A 24,654-nucleotide genomic window follows, 5' to 3' on the forward strand; every position below is an offset into this window, starting at 1 on the left:
CGCCCCGCCCTCCTCCACCACCCAGACCACCGGACAGCACAATCCGGATCCCAAGGTTCGCGAGATGAACCAGAAGGAAAAGGATAAGGTGGAGCGTCAGGGGAAGTAGCCTTCGCGTCTGCGCATTGATGCGCCCTCTCCCCTTGTGGGAGAGGGCAGCGACGCTGACTGACACGAGCTCAGTTGGGTGAGGGGTTGTCTCGGCGAGTCCACCTCGCGATGAGAGCGCGGATAGAACCCCTCATCCGGCGCTTCGCGCCACCTTCTCCCACAAGGGGAGAAGGGAAGTAAGCGCGTTCAACGCCTTCCATCGCAAAAATGCGGCGGACGTTGCCGTCCGCCGCATTCGCCACCCCCCTGCTGCTCCGCTTCTTTCGATCCGCCGCGGAGCTACTTCTTCAGCGCGAACACCCAGATGACGCCGCCTTGCGGCACGTTGGCTTCGATGCCGATGTTGTTGGTCACCAGCGCGTCCTGGATGCGCTGCGCGTCGACACCCCATCCCGACTGGATCGCGATGTATTGGGTGCCGTCGATTTCATAGGACACCGGCATGCCCATGATGCCGGAGTTGGTCTTCTGCTCCCACAGGAGCTCGCCGGTCTTGGCGTTGAAGGCGCGGAAGTTGCGGTCATTGGTGCCGCCGACGAAGATGAGATCACCCGCGGTCGCGGTCACCGAGCCGAACAGCTGCGACTTCGGGAAGTTGTGTTGCCACACCTTCTTGCCCGTGGTGGGATCCCAGGCCTGCAGCTCGCCGAAATGATCCGCGCCCGGCTTCGTCTTCAGGCCGATGTCTTCCGGCTTGGTGCCGAGCCAGAGCTCGCCCGGCTTGAGGGCGACCTTCTCGCCGGTGAACCCGCCGCAGAAGTTCTCGTTGGCGGGCACGTAGACGAGGCCGGTCTTCTGGCTGTAGGCCGCCGACGGCCAATCCTTGCCGCCCCACAGCGACGGACAGAACTCGACGCGCTTGCCGATCACCGGCTTGTGCGCGGGGTCGACGATCGGCTTGCCGCTCTCGGGCTCGATGCCCTTCCAGACGTCGGTCGATACGAACGGCCAGCCGGCGACGTAGTTGATCTTGGTCGGCGTGCGCTCGAGCACCCAGAAGATCGCGTCGCGGCCCGGATGGACCAAGCTCTTGATGTTGCGGCCATCGCGTTGCAGGTCGATCAGCATCGGCGCATCGACCTCGTCCCAGTCCCAGGAATCGTTCTGGTGATACTGGTGATAGGTCTTGATCTTGCCCGTGCTCGGATCGAGCGCAAGTACCGAGGAGGTGTAGAGATTGTCGCCGGGATGGGTCTCGCCGGGCCATGGCGCGGCGTTGCCGACGCCCCAATAGATCGTCTTGGTCTCCTTGTCGTAATTGCCGGTCATCCAGGCCGAGCCGCCGCCGTTCTTCCAGTCGTCGCCCTGCCAGGTGTCATGGCCCGGCTCGCCTTCGCCCGGGATGGTGAAGGTTCGCCACAGCTCCTTGCCGTCCTTGGCATCATAGGCCGCGATATAGCCGCGCACGCCGAACTCGCCGCCGGAGCCGCCGACAATGACCTTGCCGTCGACGATCAGCGGCATCAGGGTCATGTACTGGCCCTTCTTGTAGTCCTGCACCTTGGTGTCCCACACCACCTTGCCGGTCTTGGCATCGAGCGCGACGACATGGTCGTCCGTGGTGGCGAGGTAGAGCTTGTCCTCCCAGAGTCCGACGCCGCGGCTGGTCGGGTGCAGCTGGAACAGATCGTCGGGGAGCTGCCGCTTGTAGCGCCAGTATTCGTCGCCCGTCTTGGCGTTCAGCGCGATCACCTGCCCCATCGGGGTCGCCACGAACATCACGCCGTTGTTGACGATCGGCGGCGCCTCGTGGCCTTCGACGACGCCGGTGGCAAAGGTCCAGACCGGCGTGAGATTCTTCACGTTGGAGGTATTGATCTGATCGAGCGGGCTATAGCCGTGCCCGTCATAAGTGCGCCGATAGAGCATCCAGTTGTTTGGCTCCGGATTCTCCAGCCGCTGTGCGGTGACCGGTGCGTAATTCTCGATCGGACCTGACACGGCGGCGGTCGAGGCGAGGCAAGTGAAGGCGACGAAGCCGGACAGGTACCATTGCTTCCTGGTCATGGACGTTCCCCTTTTCATCCGTTTGAATTCTTGTGTTGAATTCTTGTCGTTCGTCCCGCCGTCCGCCCGTCGGCGGATACGGCCTCTCGTGACGCGGGCGCGGGCCCGCACCTCCATCATCCTGGCTGCGCGCCACCTACCTTTCCGATGAAATTGCCGGCGACGCTGAGAGAGCCGTCAGCGAGCGTCACCGGTAGCGCCGCGAGCCGTCGCGGCGCCGGGCCGAACACGACCTGTGCGCCCGCACGAGGATCGTATTCGGAGTTGTGACACATGCACTTGAACACCTCCTTGTCGCCGACATCGCTCTTCACCCAGGCGCTCACGGGACAGCCGGCATGCGAGCAGATCGCCGAATAGGCGATGATGCCGTCGACGGCGCGCGCGGCCGTCTTCTCGTCGAGCTCGGCGGGATCGAGCTTGATGATCAGGATCTCGTTGAGCCGGGAGGCGCTGCGCACCACCGATGTCTTGGGATCCTTCGGCCAGGCATGCACCGGCGGTCCGCCGGCCGGCAGGTCGGCTGCGGTGATGAGCTTTCCCTCCTTGTCGCCTTCGGAGAAGACGAGCACATCGCCTTTCTGCGGCCGTTCGTCGGACCCGGGCGGATCCTCGCCCGCGCGCGCAGACGCGGAGCAACCGAGGCAGGCGGTGGTGGCGAGTGCGCCAAGCAGGACCGTTCGCCGCGTCTGCTCGGCACAGGCGTCGGCTTCGGGCTCCCCAGGACTCTCGGACGGTGATGAATTGGTTGTGAACGATGCGCGGGACATGTTCACAAGCAGGCGCTGGAACTCTGCCGAAAACAAGGCGAAGAGTTGGCACCGCAGTGCATCAATATGGCTTTGCTCGCGTTGATTGAACGACGATGAACGAATTCAAGTGCGTTTTCACAATTTCAACGTCACGCCGCGCGAGCGGCATGATGATTTTGCAGATCAGACCGATGATGTTGGAATTGGTGCAGCGCGCTATTCGTCGCGCTGCGCAAACGCAGCGCGACCTCCCTGCATGTTTTGCAGGCAACCGGTCGTCGTCAGGACCTGAGCACGTGGCGCGGCGCGGCGATAGAACCGGCGACGGTGGCTGATGCCATCTCAAAACTGTCGGCGATGCGGCGCGCCTTGTCGATGAACAGTGCAGCCGCCGGCGGCGGGCAGACCTCGCGCGCGGTCTGCTCGAACAGATCGAGCCAGCGGTCGAAATGATCGCCCACCAGGCTCAGCGGCAAATGGGCCCGCATCGGCGAGCCGTGATAGCGGCCGCTCATCAGCACGACCGAGGACCAAAAATCCCTGAGCTTGGCGAGATGCTCGTCCCAATTCTGCACGATCCCGAACACCGGCCCCAGCCGTGCATCTTCGCGCACGCGTCCGTAGAAGCGGGTGACGAGTTCCCCGATCATCTCTTCGGTAATCCCGGTGCGCTCGATCGCATCCTGAGTCAACAGGTTCCGCCGCGCGGCCGCCGCCTCGCGCTCGGCTTTCAGTCGATCCGACATATCCTTCGTTTTCCGTTCGTTGTTCCCGCGTTCCCGCGAGCCGCCCGTTCGACATTGTCAGGCCAAATGCGCCCGACATCTTTGTCCTGGCGCAAATTGCGGGATTGGGCCGCGGGCGTTTCGAGCCCGGCGCCTGCTCCTTGATCAGTATCGTAGGGTGGGCAAAGGCGCACTTGCGCCGTGCCCGCCATCAGTCCGATACGGCCACGGAACGTGGGCACGCTTCGCTTTGCCCACCCTACGGGACCGTCTTTGTCGCGATGACAAGATCACGTACCGTAGCTGTAGAAGCCCTGCCCGGTCTTGCGGCCGAGATGGCCTGCATCGACCATCTCTTTGAGCAGCGGCGCTGGCCTGTATTTAGGATCGTTGAAGCCCTTGTAAAAGACCTCCATCACCGAAAGCATGGTGTCGAGCCCGACGAGATCGGCCAGAGCCAGCGGCCCGATCGGATGGTTGCAACCGAGCTTCATGCCGGCGTCGATCTCTTCCGCCGTCGCGATCCCCTCCTGGAGCGCGAAGATCGCCTCGTTGATCATCGGGCAGAGGATGCGGTTGACGGCGAAGCCCGGGCTGTTCTTGGCGGTGATCGCCACCTTGCCGACGCGCTTGGCGAAATCGAGGGCCTTGGCGTGGGTGTCGTCGGAGGTCTGCAGGCCGCGGATCAGCTCCAGCAGCGCCATCACCGGCACCGGGTTGAAGAAGTGCATGCCGATGAAGCGGTCGGGACGATCGGTCGCCGCAGCGAGCTTCGTGATCGAGATCGACGAGGTGTTGGTCGCGAGCAGCGTGCGCGGCGACAACGTCGCGCAGAGGTCCTTCAGGATCTTGACCTTGAGCTCCTCGTTCTCGGTTGCGGCCTCGATGACGAGATCGCAATCGGCAAGCTTGGCGCGGTCCGTCGTGCCGCTGATGCGCTTGAGCGCCGCATCGCGATCGGCCGCCGACATCTTCTCCTTCTTGACCAGACGCTCGAGGCTGCCGCCGACGGTCGACAGCCCGCGGTTCACCGCCGCATCGGAAATATCGACCATCACGACCGAGAGCCCGGCCGCCGCGCAGATCTGCGCAATACCATTCCCCATGGTCCCTGCCCCGATGATGCCAACGGTCTGGATCATTGCCTCATATCCTTCATCCTTGCGGGCGAGCCATCCCGGCCCGACCCATTATTTCCTGCACCAGGGTCTAGCACCGCCACGGGGCGACTGCGACCTGATCCGCACTCTCCTTAAAGCATCCACGGCGGGAATAAAGCTGCTGGCGGGCGCGAAACGGCCCGATTTGGCCGCATGGCGCGCAATTTGCCCCAAATTGCGTCCTGCCCGGCCGGGCCAGCGATCTCCCTCAATCGGACGACGCGGCGGAGCTGACGGCGTGGTGTAGTCGGCGCGCAATGGCCAGCGCGAATGCCTCGCGACGCAATTGTGAGATCGACCACATCGGCTTCGTGCCCCACCTGTTAGCGTCGCGCAAATGAACACACATATTGCACTTCCCATCATCCTCGCCGCTCTGCTCGTCGCCACACAAGGCATGGCCGCCGAGACCAGAGGCGCCGGCTCAACCTTCGTTTCCCCCGTGATGGCGAAATGGACCGACGCGTACAAGGCCAAGACCGGGAACGTCGTCAGCTATCAAGCCGTCGGCTCCGGCATCGGCCTCGGCCTGATCAAAAAGGAAGCCGTCGACTTCGGCACCAGCGACATGCCGCTCGAGCCGAAGGAGCTCGACAGGCTCGGCCTGATGCAATTCCCGATCGTGATCGGAGGCGTCGTCCCCGTGGTCAATATCGACGGCGTCAAGCCCGGCCAGATCCGCTTCACCGGGCAGGTGCTCGCCGACATCTATCTCGGCAAGCTCAAATCCTGGAACGATCCCGCGATCGCCGCGATCAACCCCGACGTCAGATTGCCGAACGCTGCGATCACGGTGGTCCATCGCATCGACGGCTCCGGCACGACGTTCAACTGGTCGAACTACCTCGCGAAGGTCAGCCCGCAATGGAAAGCCAGCGTGGGCGAAGGCACCTCCGTCGAGTGGCCGCTTGGCCTCGGCGGCCGGGGCAATGACGGCGTCGCCTCGCTCGTCAGCCTCGTTCCCGGCGCGGTCGGCTATCTCGAATACACTTACGCGCTCCAGCGGCTCGACCGGATTTCCTTCGGTATCGTGCAGAACAGCGCCGGCAATTACGTCGTGCCCGACGCCGCATCTTTCCAGGCGGCCGCATCAAGCGCGGACTGGAAAGCTGAGAAGGATTTCCATCTCGTGCTCACCAACGCGCCCGGTGAAGACGCCTACCCGATCACAGCGACGACCTTCATGCTGATGCCGAAGGCGCCGAGATCACCGGAACGATCTGCAGCCGCCATCGACTTCGTCCGCTGGGCGCTGGAAAACGGAAAGTCCGAGGCCCAGACGCTCAACTACGTCCCGCTCCCGCCTGCCTTGATCGACCAGATCGAACGCTATTGGCAGCAAAGCATCGACGCTGCGCCCAGGATCTCGGCATCGGCTGCCGCCAAACGCTGAACCTCAAAAAGCCCGCCGTCGGATCGAGATTGAGACGGATTGTCCCCTATCTCGATTGACAGCTGCCTGTTATTTCCACAATCGTTTGGTTGGTGAGGCGGAGCGTCACGCGCTCCGAGGGCCGCGCGAAAGCGCAACAGGGTGTCAGCCTGAAAGGACAGACCATGAAGCGCCTGCACGTTCACGTGTCCGTCGAGAATCTCTCCCGGTCCATCGGGTTCTACTCCGCCCTGTTTGCGAGCGAGCCCTCGGTGGTGAAGTCCGACTATGCCAAATGGATGCTGGACGACCCGCGGGTGAATTTTGCGATCTCGACGCGCGGACGCGCGGCTGGACTCGATCATCTCGGCATCCAGGTCGAGACCGGCGAGGAGCTCCAGGAGGTCTATGCCCGGCTGCGCAAGGCCGGCGGCAACGTCGTCGAGCAGGGGCAGACCACCTGCTGCTATGCCAAGTCGGAAAAGTCCTGGATCGACGATCCCGCCGGCATCGCCTGGGAAACCTTCCACACCACAGGCGAGAGCACCGATTACGGTGACGGCACCGGCGAGAACCAGGCCCGGGTCGCGCATGAGAAACAAGAGACCCAGTCGGCCTGCTGCGCGCAGCAAGCGGCGCCGGCGGCCTCAAAGGCCTGCTGCTGAGCACAAAGGCATCTGCAATGGACGTGATCATCTACCACAATCCCGAATGCGGCACGTCGCGCACGACGCTCGCAACGATCCGGAACGCCGGCATCGAGCCGCATGTGGTCGAGTATCTGAAGACGCCGCCATCGCGCGCCCTGCTGCAGCAGCTCATCGCACGCATGGGGATCTCGGTGCGTGAGGCGGTTCGCGAAAAGGCTGCCCCCTATGCGGAGCTCGGGCTCGCCAACCCCGCGCTGACCGACGATCAGCTGCTCGATGCGATGATGGCGCACCCGATCCTGATCAACAGGCCGATCGTGGTGACGCCGCAGGGCGTCAGGCTCTGCCGTCCCTCCGAACTGGTGCTCGATCTGCTGCCGGCGCAACAGCGTCAGGCCGGATGAACGATTTCGCACGATCCGTTGGCGCGGCGCTCTCGCTGATCGGCGAAGCCGACGCCGAGCTGCTCGGCATCGTCGCATTGTCGGTGCGCGTCAGCCTGACCGCGAGCATCCTTGCCCTGCTGATCGGCGCGCCGATCGGGGCCTTGCTTGCGATCACGCGTTTCCGTGGACGTCAGGTGATCATCGTGCTGACCAATGCACTGCTCGGCCTTCCGCCGGTCGTGGTCGGGCTCGCGCTCTATCTTCTGCTGTCGCGCTCCGGCCCGCTCGGGGTGGCCGGACTGTTGTTCACGCCGGCCGCCATGGTGATCGCGCAGACGCTGCTCGCCACCCCGATCGTGGTGGCGCTGGTGCACCGGCCTGCGAGCCTACTGTGGGCGGAATATGGCGATCTCGCACGGATCGACGGGCTGTCGGTCTTCCGCTGCATGGCGCTCCTGTTCGCGCTGGGCCGGACCTCGATGCTGACGGCCTTTCTCGCCGCCTTCGGGCGCGCGATCGCCGAGGTCGGCGCCATCATCATCGTCGGCGGCAACATCCGCGGCTTCACGCGCACGATGACGACCGCGATCGCGCTGGAGACCAGCAAGGGCGATCTGCCGCTGGCGCTCGGACTCGGACTGATCCTGCTCGCGCTCAGCGTCGCGGTGTCGACGGTCGCCTTCCTGCTAGTGGGACGCGTTGGGGAAAAATAGTTGCTCGCCGCCCACCTTGTAGCCGGCGATCGCGTCCTGCCCCTTCGGCGAGACCAGCCAATCGATGAAGGCTTGCCCATCCTTCGCCTTCACGTTCGCATGCTTTGCCGGATCGACCAGCATGACGCCGTACTGGTTGAACAGCCGCTTGTCGCCCTCGGTCAGGATGGCAAGCTCGCCGCGATTCTTGAACGACAGCCAGGTGCCGCGGTCCGACAGGGCATAAGCGTTCGACGACGACGCCATGTTCAGCGCCGGGCCCATGCCCTGACCGATCTCACGATACCAGCTGTCCTTGCCGGCACTGATGTCGACGCCCGCCTCCTTCCACAGCCGGAGCTCGGCCGCATGCGTGCCGGATTTGTCACCGCGCGAGATGAAGGGTGCCTTCGCTGCCGCGATCTTGCGCAGCGCATCGGTGACGTCCTTGCCGCCGGCGATCTTCGCGGGATCGCTTTTGGGACCGACGACGACGAAGTCGTTGTACATGACGTCGAAGCGCTTCACGCCCTGCCCTTCGGACATGAACTTGTCTTCGGCAGCCCGGTCGTGGACGAACACGACGTCGGCATCGCCGCGCCGCCCGATATCCAGCGCCTGTCCAGTCCCGACGGCAACGACCTTCACGCTGATGCCCTCGGCCCTCTCGAACAACGGCAGCAGATGGCCGAACAGGCCCGACTGTTCCGTCGAGGTGGTCGAGGCAACCGTGATGGTGCGCTCCTGCGCGAACGCGATGGTGGACCAGAGCAGAGTCGCTCCGATGGTGACAATCTTCCTCATGCGTCGCCCCCAACAAACAATGACGATCCTGAATAGCCGCTGGCGAGGGCGACGGGAACCCCGACATTCGGCCGCAGAGAGTTGAAGCGATCGCGTCAAATCGACAGGAACGTCGATGCTGCAGGCGGATTGCCGCAGATGTAACGTCGAGGAGAATCCCATGAAAAAGATCATTCTGGCATCCGCGTGCATCATGGCGCTGGCGACCGGTAGCGCCCTCGCGCAGACACAACCGGCTCCCGGCGCTTCCGGTCAAGGCGACGTTGGCCCCTCCTCGCGCGGCCCGGCGACCAAGGGAATGACGACCGGCAAGTCGTCGAACATGCAGAACGAGGCCGCCGACAGCAAGGGCGCGCAGCAACCATCGGCCGGCGGCACCAACACGAATAACATGGGCAGCCAGGCCGGAGGCAGCGCAGGCTCCGGTTCAGGTTCAGGTTCCGGCGGACGATAGCCCAACACGCAGAGCTCGGCGCGAGCCGTACTTGAAGGGTTCCGCCGAGGCTCGCGAATCGGCCGCGGTGACGCAGCGAGTCTCGGCTCGCTACCTCATGCTGCGCGCACAAGATCGCCGTCTTTGACTTGCCGCGTACGCCATCAATGTACGTGCGACACGCGTGGTGTGGTTACTGCGGCATTAATTCCGTCGACCTGACGTTGCATCGGAAACACACTGCTCATTTTTCCCGATTGCGCGGCAGTCATCTGCATTGACCCGATCACAGGCAGCCACATACCGTAACAAAACGATCCGCTGTCGATGATGTTTGGCAATCCGCCATCCGGCGCAGCACCAAGACCAACAACAAGAGCTGGACGGCATGCGCGAATGCATCGGGGCTGCGACGTTTTCACGACAGGCGAATGACGATCGAGGCGGACGTCGACTCTGGACCGGCAAACCCGCCGGATTCCGCCACGCGCTGTTGATAAGCGCTTCCGTGGCCGCACTCTCGACGCTCTTGCCAAGCGCGGCGACGGCGCAGACCTGGACTGGCGCCACCAGCAACGATTGGACTGTGGGCACGAACTGGAATACCGGAACAGCGCCCGCCGGCGGTGCCGTTACTATGAATCTGCCCGCCAACATCGTGCTCGGCGTGAGCGGTCCGGCAACCGGCACAACCGGTAACTTCAGGCTAGGCAGCGCCACTGCTGGCGCTGGAGTGACGACAAATCTGACAATTCAGAACGGCAGCACGCTGACAACCACAGGCGCCACCATTTCGGTCGGAATTTCCCCAGGGAACCCGGCCGCCGTGACCGTGACCGGAGCGTCGCGGTGGATCGTCAACGGAACGCTTAGCGTCGGCCTCCCCGCCGGAGCCACGGCGACCCTCAACATCGATAACGGCTCGAGCGTCATCGCGACAGGCCGGCTCACCCTTGGCCCCGCTGGAGCAGGCACGCTCAACATGCGTGGCGGCACGCTGGTGGTCGCCAACATCGCAGTGAGCCCCAACGGACAGGCGAACTACGACAATGCCGTCGTCCGCGCCGTGGGTAATCAAGCCAACTTCTTCGGCGGCACCGCCGCCCAGAACAACATCGCCGCAGGCGGACTGACCTTCGATACCAACGGCTTCACTGTTATCGCTTCAGCCGCGGGCGGCCTCAGCGGCGTCGGCGGACTGACCAAGACCGGCAACGGGACCTTGTTCCTGCGGGGCGGCAGCACCTACACCGGCGAGACGGTGATCCAGCAGGGCACGCTCGCGATCGGCGTCATCGCCGGCGCCAGCGATGCCCTCGTCAATTCCAGGCGGGTGGTCGCGAACGCGACCTTCGATATTTCCGGCATCATCGACAACAGCTCGCACATCCAGAGCCTCGCCGGCACCGGCGCCGTCGTGCTCGGCACCAAGACGCTGGCGATCACCAACGCCGGCGACACTTTTGCGGGAACGCTCGGCGGCAGCGGTGGCGTGCAGATCACCGGCGGCACGCAGACGCTGTCCGGCGTCAACACTTATGGCGGCGCAACCACTGTCACCGGCGGCACGCTGCGCGCAGGCAGCGCCGGCGCCTTCAGCGCCGCATCTGCCTATGTCGCCGCCGCCGGCGGAACGTTCGACCTCAACGGCTTCAACCAGACCATCGCATCGCTCGACAATGCCGGCCTGGTGCGGACCGGCGGCGCGCCGGGGACGACACTGACGGTGAGCGGCAATTATGTCGGCAACGGCGGCACGGTTTTCCTCAACAGTGCCCTCGGCGGCGACGGTTTGATCACCGACCGCCTGGTGGTGCAGGGCGCCACCTCCGGCGCATCCACGCTGCGCATCGCCAATATCGGCGGCGGCGGCGCCCAGACCAGCGAAGGCATCAAGGTGATCGACGTCGCCGGCGCCTCGAACGGCAGCTTCGCACTGCAGGGCAATTACGTCATTGGCGGCCAGCAGGCCGTGGTCGGCGGCGCCTATGCCTATACGCTGCAGAAGAACGGGATCAGCACGCCCGCAGACGGCGACTGGTATCTGCGGTCCAGCCTGATCAATCCGCCGCCATCGGCGCCGGCCGGGCCGCTCTATCAGGCCGGCGTTCCCCTCTACGAGAACTACGCACAGGTGCTGCTCGGGATGAACCAGGCGGCGAGCCTGCAGCAGCGCGCCGGCAACCGCTATTGGGGCGGCAGCGAAGCGATGGCGCGCGCCGGTGTCGATACCGCGCAGACGTCTGATGGCTCGTGGACGCAATCGGCCTTCTGGGGCCGGATCGAGGGCGGCCAGAGCGCGTTTCGGCCTTCCAACACCACCGGCTCCACCTATGATTCCGACGAGATGAAGGTGCAAGTCGGACTCGACGGCGCTGCGCTCGACAATGCGCGCGGCCGGCTGATCGTCAGCCTGACGGCGCAATACGGCCTGACCACGGCCTTCGTCAATTCGCTGTTCGGCAACGGCCGCATCCGCGCGCAAGGAACCGGCGTCGGCGCCACCGCGACCTGGTACGGCCATGACGGCTTCTATGTCGACGGTCAGGCGCAGACCATGTTCTATCGCAGCGACCTGTCATCTGCGCTGGCCGGCTCGTTGATCCACGGCAATGAGGGCCTCGGCTACGCGTTCAGCCTCGAGGGCGGCAGGCGGATCGCGGTTGGCAACGGCTTCTGGCTGGCGCCGCAGGCGCAGCTTGCCTATTCGAAGGTCGGCTTCGATGCCTTCACCGACCGCTTCGGCGCGCTGGTCTCGCTCGGCAACGCCGACAGCCTGCTCGGCCGCCTCGGGCTGTCGCTCAATCATCAGCGCACCTGGAACGACGGCACGGGCATCGTCCGCTCCGACCTCTATGCCATCGGCAATCTGCACTACGAATTTCTCGAAGGCACCAGGATCGATGTCGCCGGCACCGGATTCGCCAGCGGCCATGACCGGCTGTGGGGCAGCATCGGCGGCGGCGGCACCTATAGCTGGGCCAACGGCCGCTACGCCGTATTCGGCGAACTCACCTATCGCGCGAGCCTCGATGCTCCCGCGGATAATCACAGCTATAGGGGCACCGGCGGCTTCCGTCTGGTGTGGTGAGCGCTGAGAGTCGCAGGCTGCGAAGTTCGGCGATGTTCCCCATCAACGGCCGGGACAATATCTCATCACGCTGCGGATCCCCTGCGGCTCCGGCTCCCTCATCCATCCGATGTCCCTGGCCAGCCAAAGCTTGTCGTCGCCGATGACATAGGCGGCCAGACACATCATGCAGCGGCGCGCGCGCCGGATGCGTGGATGTTCTGCAATTGGTCCCGTCTACATTGACAGGGATGTGACGGCCGGGGCAGTTTTTCACATTGCTGGCGAATCAGCGATTGCCTCACGCCGAGTACCTCTTGGACAACTCCCAGTGCTTTCGAGACTGATATCGTTGCTGCGCCGCATCCCCGCGGTGAAATGGGCGTTCACCCGGCTTCGGCCCTTGCCGCATGGCGGCAGCATCGATGGCGCGGCGGTCGTCGCGGAACAGCCTGTCATCGTTACCGACAGCGCTGAAGCTCTTCCGGCTCTCGACACCGGCATCAGCACTGATCCGCTGCGCAGCGACGCCGCGGTCGCAGAGGATGGCACTGCCCACCCTGTCATCGCGGAAGCAGCAGCCGATATCGCCGGCAGCAACGATTCCCTGCAGCAGGCGCCGTCAGATGTCGAGCCGGTCTTCGTGGCAGATGTCTTGGCCTCGGACGAAGTCACCAGCGAAACGGTCGATGGTCCCAAACCAGTCGATGTTCCTGAACCCGTCATCGACTATGATCCGCCTGTGGAGCTCTCGACGGAGCTCGAGCCCTTCGCCACGGAAACGGTCGCGGCCATCGACGTCGAGGACGAGCCGGCCCAAGCCGCTGAGCCCGTCATCAGCAGCGATCCATCTCCCGAGCTCGCAGCCGGCGTTGAGCCTGATGTTGTGGACGAGACCTCGTCCAATCTCGTGGCCGCTTCAGTTGAGGTCGCTTCGGTCGAGGTCGCTTCGGTTGACGCTCCCGCTCTCGCCGTTGCCGACGATCCCTCCATTGTTGCCGCCGTGGATGTCGAGCCTGTTGTAGACGACACCCACGTCACGCTTGCCGATCCCGACGTCCCGGCGGAACCTGTCGCTGAAGACAGCATCGACAGCGATCCCACCTGCGACACCGCGGTGGCGATCGAGCCGGTCGCCGCGAGCGATCCTGCCCCCGTCGCCGGGGACGACTCTTCCGCTGAGGCCATCGTGGTCACGCAAGAAGAGCCGGCTCCGGCTCTCGCAGCTCCGGCTGAGGAGATTCCCAGTGCGCCGAAACCTCGCGCGAAACCCACGGAACCTGCCGATCGCACCGCGCTGATCCGGCAGCGCTGGGCGGAAAGCGGGATCAGGATGTGGAATCCCCGCCTTCACGGCAACGGCGAAGCCACGCTGAACATCCAGGGCAGCGTCGGGCTGCTGCCGCCTGCGCCCGGCGAAACGATGCCGCGCTACGACAAGCTGGAGTTCAAGATGCTCGGCGGACAGATCGTCTGCGAAGGCGTCATCGTCGAGGCCCCCGCGCAAGCGAGCCATCGCAGCTTCACCCCGCTCGCCGAGCCAGGGAAGCTCGACCGGGTTCGCGAACCGGTGCGGGAACGCCAGGCCGCTCTGGCCTGATCCTTTCCACTGCAAGTGCCGTCACGTTTGTGCTAGGCTGAGGTTTCCCGAACATGGGAGATCGCATGCCTGCAAAGCTGCTGCGACTGATCGTGATCGCCGCCCTCTCCGTCTCGCAAGGAGCCTTTGCGGCGTCCAGCAAACGGCCTCACCACACGCCCGCCACCGATCCAGCCGCGCCCTACAAGACGGACCGGCTCTCCTCCTCGCGCGGCGAGACCATCCTCAACACGCCCGGCCAGACCACCGTGCTGACGCGAGAAGTCCTCGACGACATGAACGCGAGGAGCCTCCGGGATGCCATGCGCTCGACCGCCGGCGTCACGATCGGACGCTAAGCTCCCGCGCGGCAGATAAATTTTCCTCATACGAAGCAGTTGCCCGCAACGCCGGCTGCAACGTAACCTGCGCGCGGTCGAGCCGCGACGTCTGCCCGATCAAAACGACAAGAACACTTCGGGAGCAAACTATGAGAAAACTCACGGCCGCGCTGTGTGCGTTGGCATTCCTCGCAACCGGCGCGCAGGCGCAGACCCTCAAGGATTTCCTGGCAACGGTCATGCAGAAATGGACGGCGCCGTTCGAGCCGTTCCAGCTCATCGGCAACATCTATTATGTCGGGACCGAGGGCATCGCCGTCTACGTCATCAAGACATCGCAGGGCCTGATCCTGATGGACACGGCGATGCCCCAGTCGACCGGCATGATCAAGGACAATATCGCCAAGCTCGGCTTCAAGGTCTCGGACATCAAGATCGTCCTCAACTCGCACGCACATCTCGATCACACCGGCGGTTTTGCCGAGATCAAGAAGGAGACCGGTGCGCAGATCGTGGCCGGCGAGCGCGACAAGCCGCTGCTCGAAGGCGGCTACTATCCCGGCGACGAGAAGAACGAAGACCTCGCTTTCCCGCCGGTGAAGGTCGACCGTGTCGTGAAGGAAGGCGACAAGGTTACGCTCGGCGACACCACGCTGACAGCGCATGCGACGCCCGGCCACTCGCCCGGCTGCACGAGCTGGGAGATGACCGTCAAGGACGGCGATCAGAACCGCGAGGTGCTGTTCTTCTGCAGCGGCACCGTGGCGCTGAACCGGCTGGTGGGACAGCCGACCTACCCCGGCATCGTCGACGACTACCGCGCGACCTACGCCAAAGTGAAGGCGATGAAGGTCGACGTGCTGCTCGGGCCGCATCCGGAGGTCTATGCCATGCAGGCCAAGCGTGCGCAGATGAAGGACGGCGCGCCGAATCCGTTCGTCAAACCGGGTGAGCTTGCGACCTACGCGACCGGCCTGTCGGAAGATTTCGACAAGCAGCTCGCCAAGCAGACCGCGGCGCTGGAGAAGAAGTAGCGGCCATCGCACGCTGTCTTTGACCTCTCCCCCGCTGGGGCCCGCCGGGGAGAGGTGCGGCAAGACGTTGCGCCGAAACGCATGGTTAGCAGAACTTAACGGCTGCTTTTGCAGGACTTCGCCGCGATACGCCTGCTGCCGCGGCCCGTATCGTTAACACAGTCTTACCCTGGCACGCGGCCGGAAACTCCTGCAGTAGCGTGCAACCTGTGCTGGTCTTTCGCGCAAGGCCCGATCTAACGCGCCCTTTACCCACGCTATGCAAGATCGCCGGCGTTTTCAGGATCCGGGGCTCGTATTTCAATGCCTGTTGCCGATTTGAAGTCCTACTTCGCCGCCGCAATGCGGCTGTTTCGCGTGCCGGCCGACAATCCCGAGCTGACGCGCGCGCAGTTCGACGCCTTCTCCAAGCAGATTCCGCTGCTCTACTTCATCCTGATCACCAACACGATCGCGGTCGCATATACCTATGTGCCGCTGGCGCCGGCTTCGCTTAGCATGATCGTGCCCGGCGTGTTGATCGCGGTGGCGGGCTATCGGACCTTCTGGTGGCTGCGGCAGCGCCATGTCGTCCGCAGCGACGCCGACATCCTGCGCAATTTGCGCCTCACCAACTGGATCGCGGCGCCGATCGCGGCGGGCTTCACCGTCTGGTCGTTCGCCCTCTATCCCTACGGCGATCCCTTTGCCAAGAGCCAGGTGGCCTTCTACATGGCGGTGACCGTGATCGGCTGCATCTTCTCGCTGATGCATCTGCGTTCGGCCGCGCTGATCGTGACTCTCGTCGTCGACGTGCCCTACGTCGTGTTTTACTTTGCCACGGGCGAGCCGACGCTGGAGGCGATGGCCGTCAACAATTTGCTGGTCACCGGCGCGATGGTGACGGTGCTGACCATCTACTACCGGGACTTCGCCGACCTCGTCGCCAGCCGCAAATCGCTGCTGGCACAGCAGGCGGCGACCCAGGCGCTCTCGGACGAGAACTTCCGCCTCGCCAATCTGGATTCCCTCACCGAGCTGCCGAACCGCCGCCGCTTCTTCGCCGAGCTGTCGAGCGCCTTTGCCGACGCCGAGCGCAGAAATGTTCGCGTCGCGGTCGGGATCATCGACCTGGACGGCTTCAAGCCGATCAACGACAATTACGGCCACAGCGTCGGCGACCGCGTGCTAATCGAGGCGGGCCGCCGCATCCGCGAGGTCTGCGAGGGCTTCGGCCCGCAACGCGTGGAATTCGCCCGGCTCGGCGGCGACGAGTTTGGCCTCGTCGTGTGTGGTGATCCCGACGATGCCGATCTGGCACGGCTCGGCGAACGCATCGGCGGGCAGGTCAAGCTGCCTTACCAGCTCGACACCGCCCACACTGGCCTGTCCTGCTCGATCGGCTTTGCGCTGTTTCCAGACTCCGCGACGACGTCGGAAGCTCTTTATGAATGCGCCGACTATTCGCTCTATCACGCCAAGCGCCAACTGCGCGGGCGCACCGTGATCTTCTCGGGCGAGCTCGAGGCCGAGATCCGAAGCCGCGGCGTGATCGAGAACATGTTGCGCACCTCCGATTTTGGCGCTGAGATGGAGCTGGTGTTCCAGCCGATCGTCGATGCCATGAGCGAGCACACTGCGGGTTTCGAGACGCTGGCGCGCTGGCACAGCCCCCGTCTCGGCTGGGTTTCCCCCGCCGACTTCATTCCTGCCGCCGAGCGCATCGGCCTGATCCGGCCACTGACGCAGACGCTGCTGGCGCGCGCGCTCGCGACCGCCAAAACCTGGCCCGACGACATCCGCCTGTCGTTCAACCTGTCCGCGCACGACGTCTGCGCTGCCGAAGGCATACTGCCGCTGATCTCCATCATCGAGAAAAGCGGTCTGTCGCCACGACGGATCGATTTCGAGATCACAGAGACCGCCGTGACCTTCGATTTCGTGCGCGCGCAGCAGTCGGTCGCGACGCTGAAGGCGATGGGCTGCGGCATTTCGCTGGACGATTTCGGCACCGGCTATTCGTCGCTGAGCCACGTCCACCGGCTGCCGCTCGACAAGATCAAGGTCGACCGCAGCTTCGTCGCCGACATCAACGAGAATCCGGTCAGTCACAAGATCATCAAGTCACTGACGGGCCTCTGCGACGACATGGAAATCGCCTGCGTCGCCGAGGGCGTCGAGACCCGCGCCCAGCTCGACACCTTGCGCCGGCTCGGCTGCGACTTCATCCAGGGCTATTATTTCGCAAAACCCATGTCGGCCGATGCGATCGGCGACTATCTGGCGAACGAACACCGGCGCCTCGACGGCGCCAAGGTCGTCGCCTAGCGAGCCCAGACGTCAGACCGCGCCGTAGCGTTCCTGGATGTCCTTGTCCGCGAGCAGCGCCGCCGCGCTGCTTTGATGCACGACCTCGCCCTGGTCGATGATCACGGCGCGGTCGGCCAATCGAAGAGCCCATTCGACGTTCTGCTCGACCAGCAGCAATGTCTTGCCCTCGTCGCGCAGGCGGCGGAACAGCACGCCCATCTCCTCGACGAGGACGGGCATGATGCCCTCCGAGGGTTCATCCAGCAGGATCATCTTGGGGGGCCTGCACGGCCGCATCTTCTATCTCGCCATCCGAAAATTCATCTACGAGACGCCGATCCCGCCCGATCTCGACGCCATCGTCCGCGACGCCGTCCAGACCTTCATGGACGGCGCGAAGACGACGATGCCGAAGCTGCTGGTGAGCGGCTGAATCGGCGACGCTGCCCCGAAGGAGGTGCGCTCCCTCTCCCGCTTGCGGGGGAGGGCTGGGATGGGCGTGCCTCCGCAAGAGACTCCCTGATTGGAGAGAGCTCGCACCCGGCGCTCCGCGCCGACCTCCCCCGCAAGCGGGAGAGGTTGATCGAGCCCGCGGCTAGCTACTTCGAAAGGCTCGGCAGATCGAGGCCCTTGTCGCGGGCGCAGTCGATCGCGGTCTCGTAGCCCGCGTCGGCATGGCGCATGACACCGGTGGCCGGGTCGTTCCAGAGCACACGCTCGATCCGCTTGGCCGCTTCCGGCGTGCCGTCAGCGACGATCACCATGCCGGCGTGCTGGGAATAGCCGATGCCGACGCCGCCGCCATGATGCAGGGACACCCAGGTCGCGCCGCTGGCGCAATTGAGCAGCGCGTTCAGCAATGGCCAGTCGGACACCGCGTCCGAGCCGTCCTTCATCGCTTCAGTCTCGCGATTCGGGCTCGCCACCGAGCCGCTGTCGAGATGATCGCGGCCGATCACGATCGGCGCCTTGAGCTCGCCGCGCGCCACCATCTCGTTGAAGGCAAGGCCGAGGCGATGGCGATCACCGAGGCCAACCCAGCAGATCCGCGCCGGCAGGCCCTGGAACTTGATGCGCGCCTTCGCCATGTCGAGCCAATTGTGCAGATGCTTGTCATCAGGCATCAGCTCCTTGACCTTCGCGTCGGTCTTGAAGATGTCCTCAGGATCGCCCGAGAGCGCGGCCCAGCGGAACGGCCCGACGCCGCGGCAGAACAAGGGACGGATATAGGCGGGAACGAAGCCCGGGAAATCGAAGGCGTTCTTCAGGCCCATGTCCTGCGCCATCTGGCGGATGTTGTTACCGTAGTCGAGCGTTGGAATGCCCTGGGCATGGAAATCCAGCATGGCCTGGACGTGCTCGACCATCGACGTCTTCGACGCGCGCTCCACCCCCTTCGGATCGGAGCCGCGCTTGGCTTCCCAATCAGCGAGCGTCCAGCCCTTCGGCAAGTAGCCGTTGACTGGATCGTGCGCGCTGGTCTGGTCGGTGACGACGTCCGGCTTGACGCCACGGCGCACGAGCTCCGGGAAAATCTCCGCGGCATTGCCGAGCAGGCCGACCGAGATCGCCTTCTTCGTCGTGGCGGCATCTTCCATGATCGCCAGCGCTTCGTCGAGCGTTGCGGCCTGTCGATCGAGATAGCCGGTGCGCAGCCGCATCTCGATGCGGCTCGGCTGGCATTCAACCGCGAGCATTGAAGCGCCGGCCATGGTCGCGGCCAGCGGCTGCGCACCGCCCATGCCACCCAAGCCGGCGGTGAGAATCCATTTGCCGGCAAGGCTGCCGCCATAATGGCGACGGCCGACCTCGACGAAGGTCTCGTACGTGCCCTGCACGATGCCCTGGCTACCGATGTAGATCCAGGAGCCGGCCGTCATCTGGCCGTACATCATCAGGCCCTGGCGATCGAGCTCGTTGAAATGATCGAGCGTCGCCCAGTGCGGCACGATGTTGGAGTTCGCGATCAGCACGCGCGGTGCATCCGCATGGGTGCGAAACACGCCGACCGGCTTGCCGGACTGGACCAGCAGCGTCTGGTCGCCTTCGAGCCTGCGCAAGGCCGCAACGATCCGGTCAAAGCTCTCCCAGTCGCGCGCGGCGCGGCCGATGCCGCCATAGACGACGAGCTCGCTCGGGCGCTCCGCGACGTCAGGATCGAGGTTGTTCATCAGCATGCGCAGCGGCGCTTCCGTCAGCCAGCTCTTGGCGCTGATGTCGCTGCCGCGGGGCGCGCGGATGGTACGGTCATTGTCCAGTCGGCGGTTCATGCGGGCACCTCTTTAGGCAAGTCGCGGAAATGGGTCAGTTGGAAGCATGGTGAGCGCCACGCTCGCCAGCGCATCGGCCTCGATCAGTGCAGCGGCCTTGGCGAGATCGCCGGCCATGTAGCGGTCCGCACCGAGCGCCGGCACCTGCTCACGCAGTGCGGCGATGACGGCGGCCAGTGACGCACTGGTCGCATGCGGCGCCCGCAGCGTGATGCCTTGGGCCGCGACCAGGAGCTCGATGCCGAGGATGGCGGCGAGGTTGTCGGCCATATCCGACAGCCGCCGCGCGGCGTGTGCCGCCATCGAGACGTGATCTTCCTGATTGGCACTGGTCGGCGTCGAATCGATCGAGCAGGCCGCTGCGCGCTGCTTGTTCTCGGCATAGAGCGCGGCGGCCGTCACCTCGGCGATCATGAAGCCGGAATTGATGCCGGGATCGGGGGTGAGGAACGGCGGCAGGCCGAAATTCAGCGCCGGATCGACCAGCGTCGCAATGCGCCGCTCGCTGATCGCACCGATTTCCGCCAGTGCCAGCGCGATCGCGTCGGCGGCAAAGGCCACGGGCTCGGCGTGGAAGTTACCGCCGGAGACGATCTCGCCGGTCTCGACCAGCACCAGCGGATTGTCGGTGACGGCGTTGGCTTCGACGATCAATGTGCGCGCGGCCTGCGTGATCAGGTCGAGTGCGGCGCCTGCGACCTGCGGCTGGCAACGCAAGCAATATGGGTCCTGCACGCGCTCGTCGCCTTCGAGATGGGACAGGCGGATGTCGCTGCCATCCAGCAATGCGGTCAGCGTCGCGGCTGCGGCGATCTGCCCGGGATGACCACGCAGTGCCTGAATTTCGGGACGGAACGGTGCCGTCGAGGCCATCGCGGCGTCGACCGACAGCGCTCCGGTCACGAGTGCCGCACGCGCCAGGCGAAATGCGCGCAACACGCCGGCAATGGCGTAGGCGGTCGAGAATTGCGTACCGTTGATCAGCGCAAGCCCCTCCTTGGGGCCCAGCGTCAATGGCGCAAGACCGGCAGCTGTCAGCGCTTCACCGCCGGACACGGTTTTTCCGTGGACGATCGCCTGCCCCTCACCGATCATCACCGCCGTCATGTGCGCGAGCGGCGCGAGATCGCCGGAGGCGCCGACCGAGCCCTGCTGCGGCACCAGCGGAGTGACACCCCGTGCCAGCATGGCCTGCAACTGCTCGATCACCGCGCGGCGCACGCCGGAAGCGCCGCGCCCGAGCGAGACGATCTTCAACGCCATCATCAGCCGCACGATCGGCTCGGGCGTGGCTGGGCCGACGCCGCAGCAATGCGACACGATCAGATTGCGCTGGAGCAGCGCGGTCTGATCGGGCGGAATGCGCTTCGAGGCCAGCTTTCCGAAGCCGGTGTTGATGCCATAGACGGGAGCGTCGGCTTGCGCGGCCCTTGCAACGATTTCGGCTGCCGCCTCGACGCGCGGCCAGAACGAGGGATCGAGCACGACGGATGCGCCTTCCAGCACGCGCGCGAGATCGTCGAGACTGACCGCTCCCGGCCTGACGACGATCGCGGTGCCCTGCTCCGTCACTGGCCCCTCCACACCCGGCGATGCAGCGAATTGAAGCCGATGCGGTAGACAAGCTCGGCGGGACGCTCGATGTCCCAGATCGCGAGGTCGCACCATTTCCCGGCTTCCAGCGTGCCGGTTTCATCGAGCACCCCCAGCGCCCGCGCGCCCTCGCGGGTGATTCCGGCGAGGCATTCGGCGACGGTCATCCGGAACAGGGTCGCGCCCATGTTCATCGTGAGCAGAAGCGAGGTCAGCGGCGAGCTGCCGGGATTGCAATCGGTCGCGAGCGCCATGGAAACACCGTGGGTGCGGAACGCCTCGACTGGCGGCTTCTGCGTCTCACGGATGAAGTAGAACGCGCCGGGCAGCAGCACGGCCACCGTTCCCGCCTTCGCCATCGCGGCGGCGCCGGCTTCGTCAGTATGCTCGAGATGATCGGCCGACAGCGCCGAGAATCTTGCAGCGAGCGCAGCACCGCCGAGGTTCGAGAGCTGGTCGGCATGAAGCTTGACCGGCAGCCCAAGCCCTCTCGCCGTCTCGAACACCCGCGCGGTCTGCTCCGCCGAAAACGCGATGCCCTCCATGAAGGCATCGACGGCATCGGCAAGACCGGCCTTCGCAACGGCCGGCAGCATCTCCTTGCAGACGAGATCGATATAGCGATTCTTGTCACCCTCCGCCTCCACCGGCAGGGCGTGCGCCCCGAGGAAGGAGGTGCGGATCGCAACCGGCCGCTGGCGGCTGATGCTGCGCGCGGCCGCGAGCTGTCGCATCTCCGTTTCGGTGTCGAGACCATAGCCCGACTTGATCTCGACCGTGGTTGCGCCCTCGCCGATCAGCGCGTCGAGCCGCGGCAGCGCGCTTGCGACGAGATCTGCCTCGCTCGCCTTGCGGGTCGCGGCCACCGTCGAGACGATCCCGCCGCCGGCGCGCGCGATCTCCTCGTAGCTCGCGCCTTTCAGGCGCAGCTCGAACTCGTGGGCGCGGTTGCCGCCATAGACGAGATGGGTGTGGCAGTCGACGAGGCCGGGCGTGATCCAGCGTCCGCCGCAGTCGATCCGTTCGGCCGCATCGGCATCCGCCGAAAAATCGGCCTGCGCACCGGCATAAACGATACGGCCGCCGCGCGCGGCGATCAGGCCCCGCTCGATCTCGCCAAGATCGGGCCGGTCGGCCCGCATCGTGGCAAGCCGGGCATTGTGCCAGATCCGGTCGAAGCGCTCTGCCATGCAACGGTCCCTTCGCGTGGGATGCTTGACTTATATGTCTAGACATATAATCGTGGGACCGTTCTGTCCAGCCGGCGTGTAATCATGACCCGACTGCATTTTGCCTCCGCGCTCCTGCCCTCGGGCTGGGCCAATGACGTGCAGGTGGTGATCACCGCCGGCGCGATCGCGGCGGTGTCCGCGGGTGTGCAGCCGGCCGCCGGCGACGAGCGCCACGGAATTGCGCTTCCAGGATTGGCGAGCCTGCACAGCCACGCGTTCCAGCGCGGCATGGCGGGCCTCGCCGAGCTGCGCGGCAATTCCACCGACACGTTCTGGACCTGGCGCGAGACGATGTATCGCTTCGCCCTCGCAATGACGCCCGATGACGTCGCCGCCGTCGCGACACTTCTCTATGTCGAGATGCTCGAACAGGGATTTACCCGCGTCGGCGAATTCCATTATCTGCATCATGATCGCGACGGCTCGCACTATGCCGATCCCGCCGAGATGGCCGCGCGCATCGCGCAGGCTGCCGCAGCCTCCGGCATTGCCCTGACGCTGCTGCCGAGTTTCTATGCGCACGGCTCCTTCGGCGGCGCGGCGCCTCATGACGGCCAACGCCGCTTCATCTGCTCGGTCGATCAGTTCGCGGCATTGATAGCTGCGTCGCGTAAGGCGATCAGCGCATTGCCCGACGCCAATATCGGCATCGCGCCGCACAGCCTGCGCGCGGTGACGCCTGACGAGCTCGCGGCGATCATTCCGCTTGCCGACGGCGGGCCGGTGCATATCCACGCCGCCGAGCAGGTGAAGGAAGTCGAGGACTGCCTCGCCTGGTCGGGACGGCGCCCGGTGCAATGGCTGCTGGAGCACGCGCCCCTCGACCGGCGCTGGTGCCTTATCCACGCGACCCACACGACGGATGAGGAAGTCGCCGCGTTCGCGAAGACCGGCGCGGTAGCAGGCCTCTGCCCTGTTACCGAAGCGAGTCTCGGCGATGGCACCTTCCCGGCGCGCGAATTTCTCGCTGCGGGCGGCGCGTTTGGTGTCGGCACAGATTCAAATGTGCTCGTCGGCGTCGCCGACGAATTGCGCCAGCTCGAATATGGCCAGCGGCTGAAGCATCGCGAGCGCAACGTGCTCTCCAGCGGCGCGGGCCGTTCTACCGGTCGCACATTATTCGACCATGCTCTTGCAGGCGGCGCGCAAGCGCTGGCGCAGCCCAAAGTCGGCCTCGCCGCGGGCGCGCGCGCCGACATCGTCACGCTCGACACGGCACATCCTTCGCTATCGGGGCGCGCCGGCGACGCAGCCATCGACGGTTGGATCTTTGCCGCGAGCAGTGGCGCGATCGATTGCGTCTGGGCCGGCGGCCACAAGGTCGTCGAAGGCGGCCGGCACCAATTGCGTCAGGCGGCGCGCGAGCGCTTCAACGCTGCGGTGCGGAGGCTCGTCGCATGAGTCTCGCGACCGATGCCGCCGACAAGCCCACGCTCTATAAGCGCATCCGCGCCGACATCGAGACGCGCATCCTGACCGGCGAATGGCCGCCCGGGCATCGCATTCCGTTCGAGCATGAACTGGTGGCCCGTTACGGCTGCTCGCGCATGACGGTGAACAAGGCGCTGTCGGAGCTCGCGCAGGCCGATTTGATCGAGCGGCGGCGGCGGGCCGGCTCTTTTGTGCGCCGGCCGCAGCATCAGTCGGCGGTTCTCAAGATCGCCGACATCCGCGCCGAGATCACCGCACTGGGGCGCGGCTACGGCTACGAGTTGATCGGTCGCAAGCTGCGGGCTGCGACCGCCGCCGACCGTGACCGTCTCGGCGTGAAAAAGGCCGGCAAGGTGGTCGCGATCACCTGCCGGCACAGCGCCGACAAAGTGCCTTTTGCGGTCGAGGACAGGCTGATTGATCTGTCCTCGGTGCCGGAGGCCGCAACCGCGGATTTCGCGCGCGAACCGCCGGGGTCGTGGCTGCTTCATCATGTCCCGTGGACGGAGGCCGAGCACACCATCAGCGCCATCGTCGCCGACGATCGCACGGCGGATGCGCTCGCGATCGCCGTCGGCGCGCCCTGCCTCGTGATCGACCGCTACACCTGGCGCAGCGCACGCACCATCACCGCCGTGCGCCTGCTCTATCCCGGTGACTCTCACCGCCTTGTCGCGCGATTCAAGGGAGGCTGAGAGGATGTGTCGGCACAAATCGTGCAGC

General features: G+C 65.1%; 19 protein-coding genes and 3 pseudogenes. 13 read left to right on the forward strand and 9 right to left on the reverse strand.

Features of this window, described 5'->3' with window-relative positions:
- Positions 1 to 390 precede the first annotated feature (390 nt).
- The 4 genes and pseudogenes from CV770_RS20925 to CV770_RS20940 form a co-directional block, all read right to left on the reverse strand.
- On the reverse strand, positions 391 to 2,118 hold the full coding sequence (locus CV770_RS20925) for a methanol/ethanol family PQQ-dependent dehydrogenase (protein WP_091962589.1): 1,728 nt from the start codon (positions 2,116 to 2,118) through the stop codon (positions 391 to 393).
- A 116-nt stretch (positions 2,119 to 2,234) separates the two neighbouring features.
- Positions 2,235 to 2,888 (reverse strand): QcrA and Rieske domain-containing protein, encoded by a 654-nt coding sequence (locus CV770_RS20930; RefSeq protein ID WP_104463703.1) that lies wholly within the window; start codon positions 2,886 to 2,888, stop codon positions 2,235 to 2,237.
- A 263-nt stretch (positions 2,889 to 3,151) separates the two neighbouring features.
- Positions 3,152 to 3,616: a group III truncated hemoglobin gene (locus CV770_RS20935; protein WP_038973413.1), complete on the reverse strand. Its 465-nt coding sequence runs from the start codon at positions 3,614 to 3,616 to the stop codon at positions 3,152 to 3,154.
- 269 nt (positions 3,617 to 3,885) lie between these two features.
- Positions 3,886 to 4,785, reverse strand: a pseudogene (locus tag CV770_RS20940) (3-hydroxybutyryl-CoA dehydrogenase); the annotation flags it as partial.
- A 307-nt stretch (positions 4,786 to 5,092) separates the two neighbouring features.
- On the opposite strand from CV770_RS20940, the gene pstS reads away from it, so the two are divergent.
- From pstS to CV770_RS20960, 4 genes are all read left to right on the forward strand, one after another.
- Positions 5,093 to 6,148, forward strand: coding sequence for a phosphate ABC transporter substrate-binding protein PstS (gene pstS / locus CV770_RS20945; RefSeq protein WP_104463667.1), 1,056 nt, complete (start codon positions 5,093 to 5,095; stop codon positions 6,146 to 6,148).
- Positions 6,149 to 6,312: 164 nt separating this feature from the next.
- A complete protein-coding gene (locus CV770_RS20950; RefSeq protein WP_104463704.1) occupies positions 6,313 to 6,792 on the forward strand; it encodes an ArsI/CadI family heavy metal resistance metalloenzyme in 480 nt (159 codons plus the stop codon).
- Positions 6,793 to 6,809: 17 nt separating this feature from the next.
- On the forward strand, positions 6,810 to 7,181 hold the full coding sequence (gene arsC / locus CV770_RS20955) for an arsenate reductase (glutaredoxin) (RefSeq protein WP_104463668.1): 372 nt from the start codon (positions 6,810 to 6,812) through the stop codon (positions 7,179 to 7,181).
- Entirely contained in the window at positions 7,178 to 7,876 is a 699-nt protein-coding gene (locus tag CV770_RS20960) for an ABC transporter permease (protein ID WP_104463669.1), read from the forward strand. The genes arsC and CV770_RS20960 overlap by 4 nt, the downstream gene beginning before the upstream one ends.
- Here CV770_RS20960 and CV770_RS20965 read toward each other — a convergent pair.
- Positions 7,850 to 8,659, reverse strand: a complete 810-nt coding sequence (locus tag CV770_RS20965) for an ABC transporter substrate-binding protein (protein WP_104463670.1) — start codon at positions 8,657 to 8,659, stop codon at positions 7,850 to 7,852. The genes CV770_RS20960 and CV770_RS20965 overlap by 27 nt on opposite strands.
- A gap of 115 nt (positions 8,660 to 8,774) precedes the next feature.
- On the opposite strand from CV770_RS20965, the gene CV770_RS20970 reads away from it, so the two are divergent.
- The 6 genes from CV770_RS20970 to CV770_RS20995 all read left to right on the forward strand — a co-directional run bounded on the left by CV770_RS20970 (position 8,775) and on the right by CV770_RS20995 (position 17,423).
- Entirely contained in the window at positions 8,775 to 9,113 is a 339-nt protein-coding gene (locus tag CV770_RS20970; RefSeq protein WP_245453810.1) for a hypothetical protein, read from the forward strand.
- Between the two features lie 487 nt (positions 9,114 to 9,600).
- Positions 9,601 to 12,183 carry an autotransporter family protein gene (locus CV770_RS20975; RefSeq protein ID WP_161500011.1) on the forward strand — a complete coding sequence of 861 codons (2,583 nt, stop codon included), beginning with the start codon at positions 9,601 to 9,603 and terminating at the stop codon, positions 12,181 to 12,183.
- A gap of 331 nt (positions 12,184 to 12,514) precedes the next feature.
- Positions 12,515 to 13,762 (forward strand): hypothetical protein, encoded by a 1,248-nt coding sequence (locus CV770_RS20980; RefSeq protein ID WP_104463705.1) that lies wholly within the window; start codon positions 12,515 to 12,517, stop codon positions 13,760 to 13,762.
- A 65-nt stretch (positions 13,763 to 13,827) separates the two neighbouring features.
- On the forward strand, positions 13,828 to 14,100 hold the full coding sequence (locus CV770_RS20985) for a TonB-dependent receptor plug domain-containing protein (protein WP_201759957.1): 273 nt from the start codon (positions 13,828 to 13,830) through the stop codon (positions 14,098 to 14,100).
- Between the two features lie 131 nt (positions 14,101 to 14,231).
- The gene (gene blaBJP / locus CV770_RS20990; RefSeq protein WP_104463674.1) at positions 14,232 to 15,116 is read left to right on the forward strand and encodes a BJP family subclass B3 metallo-beta-lactamase; all 885 of its coding nucleotides are present in this window, start codon (positions 14,232 to 14,234) and stop codon (positions 15,114 to 15,116) included.
- Positions 15,117 to 15,419: 303 nt separating this feature from the next.
- Positions 15,420 to 17,423, forward strand: coding sequence for a putative bifunctional diguanylate cyclase/phosphodiesterase (locus CV770_RS20995; protein WP_104463675.1), 2,004 nt, complete (start codon positions 15,420 to 15,422; stop codon positions 17,421 to 17,423).
- A gap of 12 nt (positions 17,424 to 17,435) precedes the next feature.
- Here the strand turns inward: CV770_RS20995 and CV770_RS21000 are convergent.
- A pseudogene (locus tag CV770_RS21000) lies at positions 17,436 to 17,684 on the reverse strand (ABC transporter ATP-binding protein); the annotation flags it as partial.
- A 1-nt stretch (position 17,685) separates the two neighbouring features.
- Between CV770_RS21000 and CV770_RS21005 the strand changes: the two are divergent.
- Positions 17,686 to 17,838, forward strand: a pseudogene (locus CV770_RS21005) (TetR/AcrR family transcriptional regulator); the annotation flags it as partial.
- A gap of 166 nt (positions 17,839 to 18,004) precedes the next feature.
- Here the strand turns inward: CV770_RS21005 and hutU are convergent.
- From hutU to hutI, 3 genes are read right to left on the reverse strand one after another with little or no spacing between them, the layout of a single operon-like run.
- Complete coding sequence (gene hutU, locus CV770_RS21010; RefSeq protein ID WP_104463676.1) at positions 18,005 to 19,675, reverse strand: urocanate hydratase; 1,671 nt, start codon at positions 19,673 to 19,675, stop codon at positions 18,005 to 18,007.
- A gap of 12 nt (positions 19,676 to 19,687) precedes the next feature.
- Positions 19,688 to 21,247, reverse strand: a complete 1,560-nt coding sequence (hutH, locus tag CV770_RS21015; protein ID WP_104463677.1) for a histidine ammonia-lyase — start codon at positions 21,245 to 21,247, stop codon at positions 19,688 to 19,690.
- Positions 21,244 to 22,458, reverse strand: coding sequence for an imidazolonepropionase (hutI, locus tag CV770_RS21020; protein ID WP_104463678.1), 1,215 nt, complete (start codon positions 22,456 to 22,458; stop codon positions 21,244 to 21,246). Before hutI ends, hutH begins: the two co-directional genes overlap by 4 nt.
- A gap of 84 nt (positions 22,459 to 22,542) precedes the next feature.
- Between hutI and CV770_RS21025 the strand changes: the two genes are divergently transcribed.
- Both CV770_RS21025 and hutC read left to right on the forward strand, forming a co-directional pair.
- On the forward strand, positions 22,543 to 23,901 hold the full coding sequence (locus CV770_RS21025) for a formimidoylglutamate deiminase (RefSeq protein WP_104463679.1): 1,359 nt from the start codon (positions 22,543 to 22,545) through the stop codon (positions 23,899 to 23,901).
- Positions 23,898 to 24,626, forward strand: coding sequence for a histidine utilization transcriptional repressor HutC (hutC, locus tag CV770_RS21030; RefSeq protein ID WP_028142736.1), 729 nt, complete (start codon positions 23,898 to 23,900; stop codon positions 24,624 to 24,626). The genes CV770_RS21025 and hutC overlap by 4 nt, the downstream gene beginning before the upstream one ends.
- The last annotated feature ends 28 nt before the right edge of the window (positions 24,627 to 24,654 follow it).

The organism is Bradyrhizobium sp. AC87j1, from assembly GCF_002936975.1.
Taxonomy (GTDB): Bacteria; Pseudomonadota; Alphaproteobacteria; order Rhizobiales; family Xanthobacteraceae; genus Bradyrhizobium; species Bradyrhizobium shewense.

Excerpts from the sequence above, each read along its gene's own strand:
- CV770_RS20970 (WP_245453810.1), top strand. The coding sequence starts at position 8,775 with ATGCTGCAGGCGGATTGCCGCAGATGTAACGTCGAGGAGAATCCCATG.
- arsC (WP_104463668.1), top strand. The coding sequence starts at position 6,810 with ATGGACGTGATCATCTACCACAATCCCGAATGCGGCACGTCGCGCACG.
- CV770_RS20995 (WP_104463675.1), top strand. The coding sequence starts at position 15,420 with ATGCCTGTTGCCGATTTGAAGTCCTACTTCGCCGCCGCAATGCGGCTG.
- pstS (WP_104463667.1), top strand. The coding sequence starts at position 5,093 with ATGAACACACATATTGCACTTCCCATCATCCTCGCCGCTCTGCTCGTC.
- CV770_RS21025 (WP_104463679.1), top strand. The coding sequence starts at position 22,543 with ATGACCCGACTGCATTTTGCCTCCGCGCTCCTGCCCTCGGGCTGGGCC.
- CV770_RS20950 (WP_104463704.1), top strand. The coding sequence starts at position 6,313 with ATGAAGCGCCTGCACGTTCACGTGTCCGTCGAGAATCTCTCCCGGTCC.
- hutC (WP_028142736.1), top strand. The coding sequence starts at position 23,898 with ATGAGTCTCGCGACCGATGCCGCCGACAAGCCCACGCTCTATAAGCGC.
- blaBJP (WP_104463674.1), top strand. The coding sequence starts at position 14,232 with ATGAGAAAACTCACGGCCGCGCTGTGTGCGTTGGCATTCCTCGCAACC.
- CV770_RS20935 (WP_038973413.1), bottom strand. The coding sequence starts at position 3,616 with ATGTCGGATCGACTGAAAGCCGAGCGCGAGGCGGCGGCCGCGCGGCGG.
- hutI (WP_104463678.1), bottom strand. The coding sequence starts at position 22,458 with ATGGCAGAGCGCTTCGACCGGATCTGGCACAATGCCCGGCTTGCCACG.
- CV770_RS20925 (WP_091962589.1), bottom strand. The coding sequence starts at position 2,118 with ATGACCAGGAAGCAATGGTACCTGTCCGGCTTCGTCGCCTTCACTTGC.
- CV770_RS20930 (WP_104463703.1), bottom strand. The coding sequence starts at position 2,888 with ATGTCCCGCGCATCGTTCACAACCAATTCATCACCGTCCGAGAGTCCT.
- CV770_RS20985 (WP_201759957.1), top strand. The coding sequence starts at position 13,828 with ATGCCTGCAAAGCTGCTGCGACTGATCGTGATCGCCGCCCTCTCCGTC.
- CV770_RS20960 (WP_104463669.1), top strand. The coding sequence starts at position 7,178 with ATGAACGATTTCGCACGATCCGTTGGCGCGGCGCTCTCGCTGATCGGC.
- hutU (WP_104463676.1), bottom strand. The coding sequence starts at position 19,675 with ATGAACCGCCGACTGGACAATGACCGTACCATCCGCGCGCCCCGCGGC.
- CV770_RS20965 (WP_104463670.1), bottom strand. The coding sequence starts at position 8,659 with ATGAGGAAGATTGTCACCATCGGAGCGACTCTGCTCTGGTCCACCATC.